Annotated in this window: 14 protein-coding genes and 1 other annotated feature; of the genes, 3 read left to right on the top strand and 11 right to left on the bottom strand. The window is 34.3% G+C overall.

Annotated elements, in window-relative coordinates:
• The 5 genes from tnpA to BM183_RS06125 all read right to left on the bottom strand — a co-directional run.
• The coding region (tnpA, locus tag BM183_RS06145) for an IS200/IS605 family transposase (protein ID WP_139221488.1) at positions 1–201 on the bottom strand (201 nt) is incomplete at its 3' end.
• Positions 202–360: 159 nt separating this feature from the next.
• Positions 361–682: a binding site (T-box leader), on the bottom strand.
• Between the two features lie 112 nt (positions 683–794).
• On the bottom strand, positions 795–1,991 hold the full coding sequence (locus tag BM183_RS06140) for an AAA family ATPase (RefSeq protein WP_091685311.1): 1,197 nt from the start codon (positions 1,989–1,991) through the stop codon (positions 795–797).
• A gap of 72 nt (positions 1,992–2,063) precedes the next feature.
• A complete protein-coding gene (locus BM183_RS06135; protein WP_091685309.1) occupies positions 2,064–2,900 on the bottom strand; it encodes a hypothetical protein in 837 nt (278 codons plus the stop codon).
• Between the two features lie 13 nt (positions 2,901–2,913).
• Positions 2,914–4,200, bottom strand: coding sequence for a DUF5716 family protein (locus tag BM183_RS06130; protein WP_091685308.1), 1,287 nt, complete (start codon positions 4,198–4,200; stop codon positions 2,914–2,916).
• An 89-nt stretch (positions 4,201–4,289) separates the two neighbouring features.
• Positions 4,290–7,922 (bottom strand): DUF5717 family protein, encoded by a 3,633-nt coding sequence (locus BM183_RS06125; protein ID WP_091685306.1) that lies wholly within the window; start codon positions 7,920–7,922, stop codon positions 4,290–4,292.
• An 888-nt stretch (positions 7,923–8,810) separates the two neighbouring features.
• Between BM183_RS06125 and BM183_RS06120 the strand changes: the two genes are divergently transcribed.
• Together BM183_RS06120 and BM183_RS06115 are read left to right on the top strand one after the other, a co-directional pair.
• A complete protein-coding gene (locus tag BM183_RS06120) occupies positions 8,811–9,698 on the top strand; it encodes a TraX family protein (protein ID WP_091685304.1) in 888 nt (295 codons plus the stop codon).
• A 476-nt stretch (positions 9,699–10,174) separates the two neighbouring features.
• A complete protein-coding gene (locus BM183_RS06115; RefSeq protein WP_091685301.1) occupies positions 10,175–11,272 on the top strand; it encodes a pyridoxal phosphate-dependent aminotransferase in 1,098 nt (365 codons plus the stop codon).
• A 175-nt stretch (positions 11,273–11,447) separates the two neighbouring features.
• Here the strand turns inward: BM183_RS06115 and BM183_RS06110 are convergent, their stop codons facing one another.
• A complete protein-coding gene (locus BM183_RS06110; protein ID WP_091685299.1) occupies positions 11,448–12,884 on the bottom strand; it encodes a pyridoxal phosphate-dependent decarboxylase family protein in 1,437 nt (478 codons plus the stop codon).
• 343 nt (positions 12,885–13,227) lie between these two features.
• Here BM183_RS06110 and BM183_RS06105 point away from each other — a divergent pair, with 343 nt between their 5' ends.
• Entirely contained in the window at positions 13,228–14,118 is an 891-nt protein-coding gene (locus BM183_RS06105) for a LysR family transcriptional regulator (RefSeq protein WP_091685322.1), read from the top strand.
• Between the two features lie 226 nt (positions 14,119–14,344).
• Here the strand turns inward: BM183_RS06105 and BM183_RS06100 are convergent, their stop codons facing one another.
• The 5 genes from BM183_RS06100 to BM183_RS06080 form a co-directional block, all read right to left on the bottom strand.
• Entirely contained in the window at positions 14,345–15,625 is a 1,281-nt protein-coding gene (locus BM183_RS06100) for an adenylosuccinate synthase (protein ID WP_091685298.1), read from the bottom strand.
• Between the two features lie 212 nt (positions 15,626–15,837).
• Positions 15,838–16,275 carry a Fur family transcriptional regulator gene (locus BM183_RS06095; RefSeq protein ID WP_091685296.1) on the bottom strand — a complete coding sequence of 146 codons (438 nt, stop codon included), beginning with the start codon at positions 16,273–16,275 and terminating at the stop codon, positions 15,838–15,840.
• Between the two features lie 13 nt (positions 16,276–16,288).
• Entirely contained in the window at positions 16,289–17,068 is a 780-nt protein-coding gene (locus BM183_RS06090; protein WP_091685294.1) for a family 1 encapsulin nanocompartment shell protein, read from the bottom strand.
• 17 nt (positions 17,069–17,085) lie between these two features.
• The gene (locus tag BM183_RS06085) at positions 17,086–17,439 is read right to left on the bottom strand and encodes an encapsulin-associated ferritin-like protein (RefSeq protein ID WP_091685291.1); all 354 of its coding nucleotides are present in this window, start codon (positions 17,437–17,439) and stop codon (positions 17,086–17,088) included.
• Between the two features lie 170 nt (positions 17,440–17,609).
• Complete coding sequence (locus tag BM183_RS06080) at positions 17,610–18,602, bottom strand: CAP domain-containing protein (protein WP_091685290.1); 993 nt, start codon at positions 18,600–18,602, stop codon at positions 17,610–17,612.
• Between the last annotated feature and the right edge of the window lies 1 nt (position 18,603).

Raw genomic sequence — 18,603 nt, 5'->3', positions numbered from 1 at the left:
TATTCTGACAAACATATGAATGTGGTCAGAACAGCACTCTGCTTCTATAATTTCTACTCCTTTTCTTTTACACAGTGTACTTAATATATTTGCTACATCTGCTTTTATATTTCCATATATCACTTGTCTTCTGTACTTTGGTGCGAACACTATATGATATTTGCATTCCCATGTTGTATGTGATAATGTATTCTTATCCAATTGGATACCTCCTTTGTTGGTTTAGTGCGGTTTAGGACCCACACTTATTATAACATAGGAGGTTTTTATCTAGGGCTTAAAGCCGGATAGGGTCCACTTGCATAGCAAGTGGTTTATTTGTATTGGTATACAATAAAAAAAGCTCCTGCCCCTGCTTTATACAGGGACAAAAGCTTATTACTTCTGCGGTACCACCCAAATTGGCGTATTATACGCCCACTCCTTTTGCATACCATCATATGCACCCTACTGATAACGGACAGGGTTCCCGTCAGCTCCTACTTATACAGGATTCTTTTTTACCAAAATATCCTGTTTTCTAGTTCTGTAAACAGTTTTCTTATATAAGAAATCCGTAAACTATACTTTCGGGCTGCCCTCACAAGTCCATTCAGAAAAATCTATGCTACCGCATTCTCACCAATCAGCGGTTCTCTGGATACACCCAACTTTTCTTACTTCTCTTGCTCAACGGTTTTACTTTTTACCACTATATGCCATAATTATATTTTTGTCAATCATTTTTTGAATTTTCTTATTCATAAAACAATAATTATAATTGCCATAGAGTTAATTGATTAATAATTGCTAATCTATAGATTTATTCCGAATCTTTCTAACAGCTTAATAATATCTTCTTTCTGTTCCGGGTTCTTATCTAAGATTTTTTGAATTTCTTCAATGCTGCGTTCTTTTGTTTTATTGGTGTAATCAATTCTTTCTCTTAACTTTTGCCTTCTTACATTAAGACGGTGTCTTACTTCCACCATCTCTTTATTATCAATAATTGCAATTGCCTGGTATATCCAGATTTCAGGATCCGTAAGTTCATATGATTTCAATTCCTGAGTTAATTGCCTGTTATACTGTTCCAATAATTCCGTGTTCTGACGGTAGCGTTTTTCTTCTTCCTTAGTCTTTAAATATAACTCCCAAAGATAGTAAAACTCCTCATAACTTTTCACCATATACTTCTGGTAATTATAATCCAAAGCATTCCGGTTATTAATATATTTGATTTTCACCTTGTTCAGTAACTGAATGGCCCTATTTAGTTTTCGTTCCGCTCTCTTACTTTCTTTTTTATTCACACTGCTTTGATATAACACATAAAGAGTACATCCTAAAGCCATTACAATGGTTAGTATAAAGGGTATCTGCATATCTGCCTGAAATGCATTTTGGAGAAGATAAAGCACTATGAATAAAGTAATTACCAATATACTAATGGTGGTAGTTATTTTTTTCAGATAATGTTGTTTATCTTCCAAGTCCCCCCGTTTATTATATAAAGCATCCTTCTCTCTCTCCAGATAACTCATGTCTTTTTCTACGGTTTCCTGATAGGTTTCATACTCTTTCATTTTTGCCAGTTCAGAGGGTATTATTTCTTCATACTTTCCGATATTGACAAACTGATAATCTGTAATTCTAACAGTACTGCTTTGATATTTTGAACGTTCTCTGGTAAAAGTTATAATCTTTCTGGCTGCATCATTTAGTTGCTCCCTATCTTCAGCAGGTATTTGATCTATTTTTTGAATATCCGTTAAATAGGAGGTTACCGCCTGATATTCAACCTTAAGTTCTTCCATTTGTCTTTCAGACTCCAGAATCTGTTCACAATTTTCCGTAATGATTCTACTTGGATCATCGCTGTAATCCATTTTATAGTTTTTTTCTATAGTCTCTTCGCCATAAGTTAGGGAGGAATCACCTATTTGTTTTTCATTCTTATCTTTTAGTTCTTTATCGTTCTTTGATACAAGTAACCTCTTTAGAATTCCCATTATGAATACCTTTCTGCCTAAAATCGTCTTAGTTATTCTTACATTTTTAATATCTCGGATTATCCTTATTAATTAAGAGTGCTCTCTTCGAAATTCCTGTTTCCATCTATTTATTAATTCATCGGCAATTCTATACAATTGATTAATCCTGCCGGTTTGTTTACATTCCTGAAATTCCTCTACAATCTTATAGTCTTCTGTTTGTTCTGCTTCCTCAAGTCCGGTATTGACTTCATCCAACATCTCATCTTTCTGGTTCTCAGTTACTCCATATCCTTTGACTTCTTCTGATAAAATATCATCCTTCCCGCTAAGCTTTAGCGCCATTAAATATTGTTTTAAGGATTCCGGATTCTTATTTCTTTCATAAGCTTCCTTAAAACTTTCTGCTGCCTCTGCAATACCTACCATATGAAGTTTTATAATAGCCAGATTATGCAGCAGATTGCCATATTCCTCACTGGATAGGCCGGTAACTTCTTCCCCATCTAAAATCTTCTCATATACGGTAGCTGCTTCGGCAAATTGTCTATATTTCAGGTAATTATCTCCTTTCTGTTTCAACTTCTCATAGGGAGATAAATTCACCAGTTCATCCAGGTTGCGGATAAATTCTTTTATTTCGGATTCTGTGTAATAATCGCTGCTGCAAAGGATGCTCACTGTAAATTCTTTAAAACTGCCTTGATTATTCTTAATCTCTCTTAATTTATTAGCTCTGTCTTCTAGGCCCAATTCATCCCTTAGCCATTGTATAAGAGCCTCACCAAAAAAATCTTCATTCAATAATTCCACGTTATTGTAGACGTAGTAGCATAGTTCTTCAATGGAATAAACTTTTGTATTTGTTATTTTAAAATAATAAGGTATGAAAGCTTGCTTTCCATTGCAAATAATCAGTTTTCCCATCGGTCTCCTCCTTTTATTGTACTACAATCTCTACTTCTTCAATATACCCTGATGAAGGATAAAAACTGCCAAACCCTTTATCTTCTAAAGTTATCACACCATTGGCATGATCTTTAAATTTGATATTGATTCCAACCCGTGTGGTTCTGCCAGGACGTTGTGGAAACCCGTCTAAACGAATAACGTACTCTTTAATTTCTCCGCTTATTATGCTCTTTAATTTTATTATAATTTCTTGTTCATCATCCAATATGACATCAAGATTGCTGTTTATTTCATACCAGGGCTTCCCTGCTTTTACCAGCACCACATCCGCAGTTTTTCCATTGTAATATCCGGTAATAAAAATATCGCTTTTAATCATTTCTTTGCTTAAAAACAGGTACTCAGATAGCTTGGAACCACCGGCTAATTCTCTTGCTGCATAACAGGCTCCTTTTACATACAGGTTCTGACCTTTAAATATACGCCGTCCTACACATAATTCCTTTAATATATTATCTGCCCAATTGTCTTCAAAACCAAGACCTGTGGCATAAATAGTTGATACTATCTGTTTATGTAAAACACTGTTTGCTATGTTTCCAAAAATGTATTCCAGATTCTCTCCGTTTTTATACTCTTCCAGCATAGCATAACTTAAGGTTTCTGAGAAATCCTCTTCCTTTATTCCTACCACATAGGGCCTGGTCCTGTGATTAATGGAGATTTGTGAGTAAACCAACCCTTTCTCATCAAAATCAAACAATCCAATATCATTCATCCACAGTTCTTTACTTTGACTTAAAGCATAATACTGGTAACTGTGAGAATGACTCTGAATATATCCTCTGTCCTTTCCTATACCCAGGTTCTCCAGTGCCTGATATAAACCCGTTACAACCTTTTCATCCAGTTCTTTCAGGGTGATAATAATCTGTAAAATAGTATTTGCAGGAAATTTTTTCTTTAAAAGCAGCAAACATTTGCGTAAATATTTTTCCATTAAGGAAACGGAATCAAATTCTGTTCCAAATATCTCTATATTCTCACCAGTCTTAAGCTTATTCAATAAATCATCTACCAGTACACCTGTGCCTGATTTTCCACAGGATACTGCTTCCTCTCCAAAAACCCAATCCTTTGAGTAGTTTTTAACTCCCAGTGCGGTAGGTATCAAATACTTGCTCCCTTCCAAGTCAACACAAACAGATTCCGGCTCATAGGTTTTATAATTATAATAACTAAGCTGAGAGAAATCATCACACAAATCAAACCCCACTATTAAGTTTCTTTGCTCATTGCCCAGTTGCTCACTCATAATAACCTCGATTCTGGCGCTTTATCGCCAACCTAACTCCATTCTGCCGAAACACCACGAATTTGGGCGGCGGCAATTATCTGTACATATTATAATGGTTTGAATATTTTTGAAATTACATAACCTTTTTTAATATAACTTTCTATGCTTTCAATCATGGTTTTTTCATCCTTCATATCCATAGCCATTAACATAAAATTTAAATGATTGAATCTGGTATCTTCATCTAATTCCATGTCCTCACCTAATTTTACTTCCACACTTTCGGTAATGTTAACCTGCCCATCCTGATTCTCTTCCGTAATATAATACTGAACTCTTTCGTTATAGAATACAATAAACTCTTTCACATGAATGCCCATATATATATTCGGCATTGTTTCAGTAATAAACTCTTCCTCATTATTCTGGTCTTCTATTTGATAATGTATATTTACCTTGTGTCTGGGGTCTGTAATGTATTCTATAAAAAATTTATTATTAAGCTGTGCCGGCAGTAAAAAGTGCTTTTCAAAATCTTTAAAGAAAGGAAGGATAACTCCCTTTTTTATATATTTTAGCACATTTATTTCAGCAAACTCCAAATCCTTTCCTTCCAGATTATCTTGTTTTGCATATTCCTTTAACAGGGCTAACAAGCAAATATCATTTTCTTCATAAGTTAATTCCCTTTTCATAATTGGCAGGAGTTCCGGCTGTATGAATCTGTCTTTGATTAAGTACATGTAACCGCTATAGGATAGGAAAGCCCGAATAATCTTATGATTATAACCTTTTTTATAATAATCCATAAAAACAGATAAGGTATCTACCAAATAGCTTTCAGAGAAAAGCACTTGCATCAGAATACGCTCCTCTAATTCCAATGTATCGATTTCAAAAGCAGTGGCCGCTTTCCATATATTAAACATTTCTTCGGTGGTTCCATAAAAATGAGTTACCATATAGTGTAAAATATCTTCATTGTACTTTCCGTTTTGAAAAATATAGTAACATAGATTGCCTAACACATCTTCCGTCTCTTTATTAGAAATCAACCAATTTTCCATGGTATTTCCTTGGTTTATATCCAGGCTCCGGCTGGAATATGCCCCATCATGATATATATTCTGCAATACTCTGGAACATAGCTTGATTAACCGATTAAGAGCCACTCCTTCAAAACCATATTCCTTTAGTCCTGCCATAGCCTTCTGATATAAGTCACGGATAATACACAATTCTATGATTTTATTCCGTTCTTCCTTACCAAGATCCTTAAAATCAATTTCTAATAAATAAGCCTCAAGAAGTTCCCCTTCATAATAATCGTAATAAAAATCTATTAAGGTCAGAATATTCTCTTTATAATACTCCTTTGATAAACCAGGTATTTGCAATACTCTTTTCCTTAGCTCAATGTACTTTATATCCGCCTTCTGATAAAACTGTACCTTTTCTGAAAGATTTAAGAGCAGCATGGGGTGGCTAACATCCCATTCCACGCAGATATTGGCAAATTCCTCCGGCCTCATCAGTTTATTCAGTGTATAGTCTATGGTTGTAAAATACCGGTTATCATATCCGTCAACTAAATAAAGCTCTGCACTCTCAGTATAAATGTCAATTTGCGCCGTTCCGTTAACAAAAGGAGCATATACTTCACTGTCCATCTCCTTATGGGAAACAAATACACCTTTTATGTTAGGATTATTACAGTATATTTCCTGCTTGTACATAATGAATGGAAGTTCTTTGGCTATCTCTGGTGTAATGGCCTCCTGTATTAGTATTTCCTCATATAAAACAGCAAGACTGGAACTGATATTATGGGACGCCAGCTGCTTTAAAGTAAATTGCTCCATTTGTTTAAGGTAAGTCCGGTAAATAGCGGGGTTTACTTCTTTGTTCTTAATCACATAAGCATAAAGAAATGCCTTTTTACGGTCATGGAGATTGCTGTTGTATATAAAGTATAGAAGAACCGGTTGGGGAAGAATCATGTCTTCATCTTCATTCATGGAATACATATAATATTCATAAAGTTCCGTAATACGTAATTGTTCTTCTACTCCTAATTTAAACCATCTAAAATAGATATTGCTTCTTTGATGCCCTTTTATCAATAAACCACATATGGCAGATAATGCATCCTTTAATTTATACTTTTCATAAATTAGTCCCAGACATTCATGAACCAATCTATGAAAACCTTTCCTTTTACTTGCTAAATACGTAAACTGCAACGCTGCATCCTTATTAAGAAAATCCTGTTTTAGTCCCCAGTGTAACACTTGCAATTCATATGATCCCAATTCGTATAGAAGTGCCGGATCCTCATTAAATATAGTTACTGCCTCAAAATATAAAGCAGGACTGTGGCAGCCCTTTTTATATTCTTTCTTGATATCCTCCAGTTTTAATCCTTTGTTATTATCATATCTTTTATCTATATATAATAAAAACCATAAAAGCCTCCAGTTATCACAACTGGTTTCATATAAGTCACGTATATGGATCCGTGCCGTCTCAATATAAGCTTCTTCTTTATATAGCAGAGCTTCCAGATATAAATAACCGCAATAAGAAATAATTCCGGATTCACTTATACCTTCCAGTTTTTCTTTATATGGTTCCAGTATTTCTTTAGCTAAGGTATCTTTATCCGATATAATATGTAAATGAGCTTTCAGCAGCTGATACTCTTCTCTTTTCTTTTCATCAAGAGCCATAACATGATCCAGTAACTCTATGTTTTCCAAAACATATTTTGATATAGATATCCGGTTCATTCGAAAATCCAAATAGTTTTTTTCTATTTTTATAAGAGCATCTTTGATTTTTCTACGATTGTAGTCCGTTGTAAATTCAGAATTGCGGCATTTACAATTAACTTCCACTACAATGGTCTGATGTACCGTCTTAATATAGATTCGCCCACAGTGATTACCAGGTTTTAATTTCTCCGGATTAACAATGAATTCCAGCGGGTAGGTATTGCCTACAAAGTTATCGGACCAAATTAGTTTATGTTCTAATTCAATAAAGGAGGAATCTGTACTGACACGAATATCTGTATAACCCCAATTGTCTTTTGTTAATGTTAGCTTGTCTTTAAAGCCTTCTTTTTCAATTTGATAATTTAATAAGAGTTTATCAACGGAAATATTGATTCGAAGCTTTTTGTGAACAGCAATTAAAAATTCCTCCATTGCTTGACTTGAAGATCTGCTTTTTAAAAGATTCTCATATAATTGTATATATTTTTTCTCATAAAGCAAAAAGATTGGTATAAATTCTTCTGATTTAAAGATTTTTAATGCTTCAGACCAATCAGCTTTCGCCAGGTTGGTAAATTGAAATAAATCCTTTATCTTACCCATAGATGAGTTATAGTATGGCGGCTCCAGATTTGCAGTAAATGGAATCTGTAATTCCCCGCAATCACTGACAATACTAACAACCCCTTTAACACTGTCGCCGGGACTCATATATCTCCCATTAAACTGATATTGTATAGTATTTAAGGATTCTGTGAATCTGGTTTGTTCCAGTTCTAATAGCTTATTGGAAGAATAGAGAACCCCTTTTATCTTGGTATCGTTACTATTCTTTATGGTAAAACTACCGGAATATGTATTACCTGAAATAATAGAAATCTCTAATTCCTCTTGGGAGACTATAATACGAGGAGTTTCATATTCAAATATTCCATTGGCCAATCGATCCACTTTCTCTTTCAATTTTTTCCACCCCAAATTTAATAGTTTACTCATTTTGTTGTATATTTCACCGTTTCATTTATAATGATTATAACACTAATCGACATAAATTAGCAATAGTCACTTGTCCTTAGGATTATTAAATTAATCTGATTTTGCCTTAACTGATACCATCGCATTCTGAGACCAATGCATTTTTCTTTCATGTTCCTTCCGTTACAAATAATCTTTTCATTACATAAACGAAAGGCAATGAATTTATTACTTTAACATTATACTTCTTGTCCTTCTTTTTACGTACCGTATAAGCATGTATTTACACATAATACTATGAAAAAGGACAGACACTCAGCAAAATATACAAGATATCATATTGGAAAAAACATAGATATTGGAACATGTGAACCTTGTTAGTATGAAAATAAAATACATAATAAGCGTTTCAAATGTTCAAACCACTACACAAGAAGATGTAATTTACTAAAATATATTTCTATTTTTTCACTTGTATTTCCAATATCATATAATACAAATAAATACAATAGTATTATTTTACCATATGTAACAAGTTGACAATTGTATATATATAGGATATTATTTCATAATATGGTGCACCATATTATTACATAAAGTAAAAAGGCTACATTTGCTGTCAGAGTTTCAGACTTAAAAAGTACTGCAAATTATTATTTATATTTTTCTGGACCTAATGATTTTAAAGGCCATATAAGAGCAGTAGAATAATTAGTTAAAAAATAGGAGCAGGTTACTGCTCCTATTAGTTGTTGAAAGCAGCAAGTGTCCTCAATTATGGATAGGTAGGACGAAGAAATTTAGGACTCGGCTGTAGATAAAAATATAGTACTTATTATTAGAATTTAGTAAAAATATAGAGAGAGGGTTACATTTATGTCTACTACAACCTTAAAGATAATTGCAGCTATTTTTATGCTTGTTGACCATATTGGTAATTTTATACCAAAAACTCCAATATTTTTTCGATGGATTGGCCGAATCTCTGCACCTTTATTTTTCTTTTGCATGGCATGGGGTTTATTTTATACCAAAAACAGAAAGATATATTTACTTCGAATGTATTTATTCGGTGTAAGCATGTCCATAATGAATGATTTAATAAATAATATTGCAATAAAATATCATTTTTTGCTTATAAAAAATAATATATTTATTACAATATTAATATCTTGCTTAATTATTTCAATAATTGATATTTTTCATGTTAATCCTATTAAGGGTAAAAAATATATTCTTATTTTTACTATTCTACAATTATTTGGTACTATTTTAATTGCAATAATCGATTTTTTAGAATTAAATTTACCATTTTATATTTCAAATGATTTAATTGGTGCTATATTATGTAATGTTTTTCTTACCGAAGGAGGTATTTCAGGCGTTTTACTAGGTGTCTTATTGTATTACACAAAACAAAATAAAAAAACATTGACCATTTCTTTTAGTATTTATTGTTTACTTTATTCATTCTTATTCTGTACCAATACTGTAGCACAGACCTTATTAAAATTAAAATCTTTATTACCAATAAAGATTTATACTATCTTATATGCTATCGCAACATTATTTAAAATACCAACGATACCTATATATGGTATACACTTTTATCAATTAACAAGTTATCATTGGATGCAGATATTTGCTCTTCCGTTTATGCTCTCCTTTAATATGAAAAAAGGAAAGGGATATAAGTATTTCTTCTACTTATTCTATCCTATACATATATATATACTTTACTTCATAGGTAATATAATCAGATAGAAGATATATTTATTTGCTAACCCCATACCACTTATTTTTAGTAATCTTGCCTTAGAACAGCGTATTTTCATGAATTGGCTAGGATAATCCTTTTTTATTATAAACCGTACAACTTTCTAGTTATCTATCATCATGCTTTCATTATAATCTGATATTATCAGATTCAGTTACGTTGTATCTTTTCAATATCTTTCTCCTTCCTTTATATTAGATCAGAGTGGTTCTATCTATTCATACTCGTACCACTTGGACAGCAGTGGACGCTACATTTTTAAAAAATTATGCATCCCAGTAAATTTAATCAACGGTACTAATAATAGATTTAATTTATCTCCATAGGACTAAATATATCATTGTATTGTAACTTTTGTATATGTGGTATAATATACCTATATACCAATTAAAACTACGGTAGTAATTACCCTAAGTTTACATCAAATAGATAATTAATTGTATAACAGAAAGGACTTGATCAATTGATTAAACCACAAGAACATTTCCATGGAAGTGATTTAGAGAAAATAGAAGCTGTTTACGGTATTAAAAAAGAGGATATTACTAGCTTTTCAGCTAATGTTAATCCCCTTGGTATTTCACCAAAACTTCGTACTGCTTTAGCTGATAGAATCGACGCTATAACAGGATATCCTGACAGAGAATATACTGAACTTAGAACCGCCATTGCAAATTACATTCATGCAGACAGGAACCATATTGTAGTAGGCAATGGTTCCACCGAATTAATCTCATTATTTATTCAAATTACCTGCCCAAAGAAGGCATTTATTATGGGCCCCACATATTCCGAATATGAACGTGAGATTACTTTAGGAGGAGGCAGCTCCCACTATTATCGTTTAGAGGAGGAAGCAGATTTTAAACTGGATGTGAAAGCTTTAGAGAAGGAACTTTCTGCGGACTTTGATTTACTGGTTATCTGTAACCCGAATAATCCTACTTCTTCCGCCATTCCTGTATCAGATATGCGTAAGATTCTTGATATATGTAAACAAAAGAATATATATTGTATGGTTGATGAAACCTATGTTGAATTTACAGAGGATATTAACCAGGTAACTTCTGTTCCTTTAGCAGAATACTATAATAATATTATTATTTTACGTGGCATATCCAAGTTTTTTGCTGCTCCTGGTTTACGTTTAGGCTATGCCATTTGTGGTAATGTGGATTTACTCAGGGAAGTTAATAAGAAAAAAAATCCATGGACCATTAATACCCTTGCTGCCATTGCAGGAGAGATCATGTTCAGTGATGAAGAATATATAACTAAAACCAGAGATCTGATTCATAGTGAAAGAAACCGCATATACAACATAATAAAAGAATGCAAGAATGTGAAAGTATATCCTCCTACTGCTAACTTTGTGCTGGTTAAACTATTAAAAGAAGGTATTACTGCTGCAGACTTATTCGATGCTGCCATTCGAAAAGGTTTCATGATAAGGGATTGTTCCACCTTTCCTTTCTTAGATCAGAAATTCATAAGATTCTGCTTTATGGAGCCTGAAAAGAATACTAGATTATTGGAATTGTTATTAGAGATATTAAATTAACGGCAAAACAATTTTTATGCTCCCCTTATGAAGGAAGTTTATATAGTAAACCCTCTTCTATAAGAGGAGCATTCTTAATTTTACAATAGATACTCCGGCGCCCGTATTATCCTAATAGTTCTTATACATATGAATTTGATTCCAACCTTTTAAAACAATTAAAGTAAAAGATTTTTTAGCTGATAGCTCTTAAAGGTTGATAAAACTCTTGGGCATATTCATTGAGAAGGCAGATTGTATTTCTCATATCACTTTCCGTGGTATCCGGATGGATTGCACAAATTCGCAGAACCTTTTTGCCGTTCAGTTCTGTAGTAAAGACACCGGCATAACCATTATTAATAATTGCCTTCGATATTTTCTGGTTTAATTCATCTGTCTGTTCCTCTGTTATGCCGGAAGGAGCAAAACGGAAATTCACAATGGCAAGCTGGGCATGAGAAACAATTTCCCAATCTTTTTTCTTTTTTAATTCATCTTCTGCCCATTCTGCAAGCTGAAATCCATGTTCTATTGCGGCACCCATAGCATCTGATCCCATTACCTGAAGGGTTAACCATAATTTTAATCCACGGGTGGGACGGGTCAATTCCATTCCCATATCCCCATAGTTTACCTGATTTTCCTTTGTCTCCAGATCCTTAAGGTATTCCGGATGGGCATTAAATGTATTAATTAGATTTGTTTTGTCCTTTACCAGAACCATACCACAGCCATAGGTCTGAAACAGCCACTTATGTGCGTCCCAACTGATGCTGTCCGCAGCTTCAATTCCTTTAAGCCGATACTTATATTTCTTAGTCAATAAAACGGAAGCTCCATATGCACCGTCCACATGCATCCATATACCGTTGTTTTGACACAAAGATGCAATTTCCGGAAGGGGATCAACGCTGCCGGTATTGGTGGTGCCGGCACTTGCAATTACAACAAATGGAATAAGGCCCTCTCCTCTATCTGCCTCAATGGCCTTTTTTAATTGTTCTATATCCATTCGAAACCAGGGATCAGTAGGTATTTTTCTGATTCTGGTATTTGAAATTCCAATAATCCGTAAGCCTTTTGCCACAGAACTGTGAGTCTGATCCGATACATAAGCTACACCTAAATGCTGTGTCTCCTCTTTTAACATGGTATCACGAGCAGCAGTCAGTGCTGTCATATTGGCCATAGATCCCCCGGACACAAACAATCCGCCGGATTTCTCCGTATAGCCTGCCTGCCCGCAAAGCCAGCTAATCAATTCCTGTTCAATACAACTTGCCCCAGGGCTTGTAGCCCAGCTTCCGGCATGAATATTATAGGCCCCTGTCATAATATCACCAAGCCAGGATATCATGGATGCAGGTCCCGGAACAAACCCAAAAAATCGTGGATGATTTGAACTTGCCCTGTATTTATAAACTTCTTCCATCATCTCTGTTACTGCTTTTTCTATTGAGCACCCTTTAGCAGGTATACCGATTTTCTTAAGCTTGGCGATTTGGCTGTCATCTGCTTCATGGATAATCTTATGAGCAGCCAATTCCCCCTTTTCGGCACAAAACATCTGTACAAAATCCTCTGCTGCCCGTTGTATTTGATTGTTGAATATCATTTCATGTTTATTCATCTTACTGTCACCTTACTTATTTAAATATTGGAAACGTCCGGTTAAAACTTGACATTTCTTACTACCTATAGTAACATGTGACCATATATTTGTAAAATTCATAGATTTGATAATATATATTTAAAATATTAATAGACCATAGACCATAAGAATGTGGTGAAAAAGCATTTTCATCCATTATTTGATATGCCGCAAGGGGCATTATTTAGATAGGTTGAAAGAAAATAATTGATAGAAAGAATGCCACGATACGATTCTTTCAACTTGATTTTTAGTGGCAATATCACACCTGCAAAACAGAGTATTCCATCTGTGGGCAATGTGATATGCAATGGGTGTAAATATGGAGTTCAGAAATATTGCAACTTTTTTAAGGGTGGCAGCAACAGGGAATTTTTCTAAGGCGGCAGAGCAACTGGGATACTCGCAATCCACTGTCACCATTCAGATGCAGCAATTAGAGAAAGAACTTGGAACACAACTCTTTGAAAGAATCGGTAAACAAGTGAACCTGACAGAACAAGGAGAAGCTTTTATCTTTCATGCTAACGAAATCATGAGGGTCACCAATACAGCCAAGACTTTTGCATCGGATGACGATGTTCCCACTGGGATAATTCGGATTGGAAGCGTTGAATCACTATGTACAGCAATACTTCCGGAACTATTACTGCAATTCCACCGTATCTGCCCTCAGGTAGAAACCATTATAAGAACGGCCAAAACAGAGGAACTGATAGATATGGTTAAATGCAATGACATTGATTTGTTCTTTACATTGGATCAAATGGTATACGGTTCAGAATGGGTGAGAGCTGTACAGCAGGAGGAAGACATTGTTTTTGTAACTTCAAGCAGCCATTCCTTTACAGACGGGGAAAAGATTGACCTGCAAAGAATTATCAAGGAACCATTTATATTAACGGAAAAAGGCGGCAGCTACCGCTACGAATTGGAAAGGCTTCTTAGTGCACAAGAGATGGAGATCAGACCTGTGTTGGAAATCGGAAATACTGAAACTATCATCCATTTATTAGAAGAAGGCATGGGAGTTTCCTTTTTACCTCTGTTCTCCGTAGAAAAAGCTATCAAGCAGGGAAAGCTGTCCCGGATTCAAACAGATATCCCTACTATTAAGATGTGCAGCCAGCTTATTTATCATAAGAATAAATGGGTAACTTCACAGATGCAAACATTTATTACAATTGTACAGGAATTTTATAAAAGAAAATAGATAGCCTTCGTAATCTACATACATTCCTACTGATAGTACGTCAGAAATATCAACAGCCGCGACAGTGAAAATCCATCGCGGCTCTGTTTTTATTTTATTCCACTAATACATAAATTTGTTACTAAAAATAAGTTAAATTCCTGAAGAATCTTTATACACACTGAATGCTTTATTTTTTACTTTGCTGAAAATCAAATTATCTATTATAGTCTTCCAACACTTCAGACTATCTTGGTTTTTTAATGATTTCCTCTCTTCCCGGTCCATTAGAAATCATAGTAATGGGAACTTGAATTTCTTTTTCAATAAATTCAATGTACTTTCTGCAATTCACCGGCAAATCTTCATATTCTTTAATACCGCGAATTTCTTGGTTCCAACCGGGTAATACTTCATAAACCGGTTTAGCTTTCGAAAGTTTAACCGTTGTAGGGAAGTCTTTTATTATCTGACCATCCATTTCATATCCAACGCATACCGGCAATTCATCCAGATAACCTAATACATCAAGTACGGTTAAAGCAACTTCTGTCGCACCCTGTATTCTACAGCCATATCGGGTGGCAACTGCATCAAACCATCCCATACGTCTGGGCCTTCCTGTTGTAGCACCAAATTCGCCCCCATCACCACCACGTCTTCTTAATTCATCTGCTTCTTTTCCAAAGATTTCACTAACGAATTCTCCAGCTCCTACAGCACTGGAATATGCTTTTGCAACAGCAATAATACTTTTTATTTCATAAGGAGGAATTCCTCCGCCAATTGCCCCATATCCGGCTAATGTAGAAGAAGAAGTAACCATAGGATAGATACCAAAATCCGTATCTTTTAAAGCTCCTAACTGTCCTTCTAATAATATATTTTTACCTTCTTTTATTGCATTGTGAAGGTATAGTGCGGTATCACATACATAGGGATCAACCAGTTTTTTATAATCAAGTAATAATTGATAGATTTCCTCTGGATTCAGAGCAGGTTTATGATACATATGCTCTAACATAATATTTTTCATTTCCACAACCCGGTAAACTTTTTCTTTTAATGTTTCTTCTTCGTATAGTTCAGAAACCTGAAATCCAATTTTGGCATATTTATCAGAATAAAAGGGTGCAATACCTGACTTAGTAGACCCGAAGGATTTACCTCCTAATCTTTCTTCTTCATATTGATCAAAAAGAATATGATATGGCATCATAATTTGTGCCCTGTCGGATACTAAAACCTTAGGAGCCGGAACTCCTTTTTCTACAATAGAGTTTATTTCGTTTATTAAGTAAGGAATATTCAGTGCTACACCATTGCCGATGATACTGGTAGTGTGCTTGTAAAAAACACCGGATGGTAATAAATGAAGTGCAAATTTACCATAATTATTAATAATTGTGTGGCCAGCATTACTGCCGCCTTGATATCTTACAATAATATCCGATTCCTGACTCAGCATATCTGTAATCTTGCCTTTGCCTTCATCGCCCCAATTAGCTCCTACAATTGCTTTAACCATTCTGAAATTCCTCCTAAAGATTCTCACTCTTAGTTTGAAGGTTATTGATGCCTTTTATTCAAAGAGCCTTTAAAACCTTGTATGCATGATACAAAAAGGCATTGTAACAAAACATGTTACAATGCCCTATTACTTATTTATTGTAGCCTGAATAATAATATAAGTAAAATCAATATTCATTATAGATTTCATAATTAGAAATTATGACGATTTCAGTTCCCAGACAATTCCTGTCTCTTCGGTTCTTTTCTGCAAGCAGGACATATGCCTTTTAGTAGTATAAAACGTTCTTTTATCAGAAAACCATTATATTCTGCTTGCTTAAGCTTCTCACTTTCCATGGGAAGATCATATATCTTTCCGCATTCTTCACATTTAAAATGCTCATGTACTTCTATGCGGCGGTCGTAACGAAGTTCTTCTCCCGGATATTCAATGGCTGTAACAAAACCTTTTTCTTTAAAAAGATTCATTGTGTTATAAACCGTTGCAACCACTAAAGCTGGATATATACCTTTTAGATCCTGGTAAATATCATCTACCGTTAAATGTTCATTCATATGCTCATTAAGGTAGGATAAAATGAATAATCTTTGCTGCGAACAGCGAATTCCGGCACTGGAAAGTTGTTTTAATTCTAATTCGTGCAACTATTGACCTCCATTAGTTCCGGAACCGAACAACTAAATTATCATCAAGAATTTGGAATGTAAATGATTCTTTAACATAAAAAGTAACTTCATTGTTATCATGTTCCTGATACCCTAAAGTAAAATCCTCACCCAGAATCAATGAAAGATTTTCATCATCATGTGGAATCAAAATTGCTCCGGTCATAATTTCTGATGAAATTACTTTTCCACCTATAATTTTTTCAATGGATTCCAAAAGAGGGTAGGTGCTTTCCACAGACCAGAACTTTGTATAAAGTTCTTCTGAAACAATTAAATCCATTACACCATGTGCAAACGCTTTTCTCAGCTTAATAACACCTTCTGCCACTGCTTTCTTAATATCAGATGCAGTATCCCCAAGTTTAATAGCTTCTTCTTTAACCTCTAAAAGACCTCTGATAGCTCCTTCTTTTAGTCCGGTGTAAATTGCATTTTCTTCAAAAAGAGCAGATTTCTTAACTGCTTCTTCCAGATTGGTAAAATCAATGTTCCTATCTCCCCGAATTGCATTGTCAAGTTCCCAACGATTTAACTTAAACTCAATTCTGCTTTCAACAAGGGGAGTTACTTCATAAGAAGCAAAGGATACATCTTCTTTTTTCATAACGGCTCCAAGGCGTCCATGATTATAGGCAGTATGGCCTGCACCTAATGGTCCTGTTACGTGAACCGCTTTTCTTGCCGTTAAAGTAGATACCAATACTTCTTTGGCTCTTTGATCAATTTGCTCCCAAACACTTTTATCAATGGGCGCTAGATTTCTATACATAATATTACCCTCCTTTACTATTTCAGTGAGCCTATCTGAAGGCTTCCACCATTATTTTCATCACTATTTCCATGGGCTGCTTCTTCTTCCACTGCAAGGATATTACCTTCACTGAACAGGTATGTTCTAAGCTCTTCATCCCAGCCATCCATGTTTCTTCTCAGCCATTCCAAAGTCATACATGCATGTTCGATCTCTTCATTTCTGTTATGTATCATTATTTCCTTTAAGTCTTTATCTTCTGTAACTGCCGCTCTTTGTTCATAGAACATAACCGCTTCAATTTCTTCCATAAGTGTCTTAATCGCTCTTGATTTATTCCTGGTTCCTTCATCTAATAGTGACTCATTTTCGCTCCAATGATCTGCCATATATATTTCCTCCTTTTACTTTTAAAATATTTCTAACTTTATAATCATTCTAAATTATTATGTAATAAATGTCAATCACTATTTAAAAAAGAAAGCAAAGAGTTTATGTTTTCTCTTTGCTTCCTTTTATATGAACTAATTAAATTTATAAAATGTACTCCCACTTTTAACTAGTTAGAGAACAATTGTGTACAATATACTGTTCCATTACTATCTTTATAAACACCAATACCAATTTGATTAAAGTTGCTATTCATAATATTAGCTCTATGTCCAGGAGAGTTCATCCATCCTTCTACTACTGCTTCCGGAGTATTATAACCATAAGCAAGGTTTTCACCGGCTGTACGTACACTTATACCATATTCATTTAATACAGTTGACCATTGAGTACCGTTTGGTCTTGTATGAGAGAATTGAGTTTTTATTTCTTGAGCTCTTTTATTTGCTGGAGCTGTTAAAGCAGAGGACATTGTAAGTTCATGTAATCCACCTTTTACACGTTCCGCATTCACTAACTTTAATACCTGACTTGCAAAACTGCTGTCATATTGATTAGAAGATTCATTAGGTGTTTCGGTTTTTGGTACTTCTGTTTTTGGTGTTTCGGTTTTCGGTGTTTCAGTTTTAGGTGTTTCGGTTTTTGGTGTTTCAGTTTTAGGTGTTTCGGTTTTTGGTGTTTCAGTTTTTGGAGGGGTTGTTGTTTCTTTTTTATCTGTATTGGTATTTTTCTCTGGCTTTGTTACTGCAACTTCCTTATTGGATATAGGGCTTATTACCTTTTTACCATTTACAATTGCATAAGCTTTTGCTGTATAGCAATAGGATGAATCTGATTCTAAGTTCTTGTCTGTAAAATCACCTGACTTAGTGTCTCCTACATATTCAAAAACTCCATCTTTTGAAGATGCGCGATAGATGGAATATCCATCTACTCCTTCTTCTTTGTTAATGTCTAATTGAATAGAAGAATCTGTACTTTTAACAGCCTCCAGTGACGGTGTGCATTTTGATATTGCATCCTTGGCTAACTCTATATTAATATTTTTGGCATTCTTATTTAATAATTCATTAATATTTATATTAGAGTTAGTATTTGCATTTCCTCCAAATAAACCTGCAATTTGTAAGCTTAATAAAGATGTTACAATGATACCTTTCATG

The organism is Anaerocolumna aminovalerica (assembly GCF_900115365.1).
Lineage (GTDB): Bacteria > Bacillota > Clostridia > Lachnospirales > Lachnospiraceae > Anaerocolumna > Anaerocolumna aminovalerica.
The sequence above is the reverse complement of the archived record's forward strand: the minus strand, read 5'-3'. Positions and strand labels throughout refer to the sequence as shown.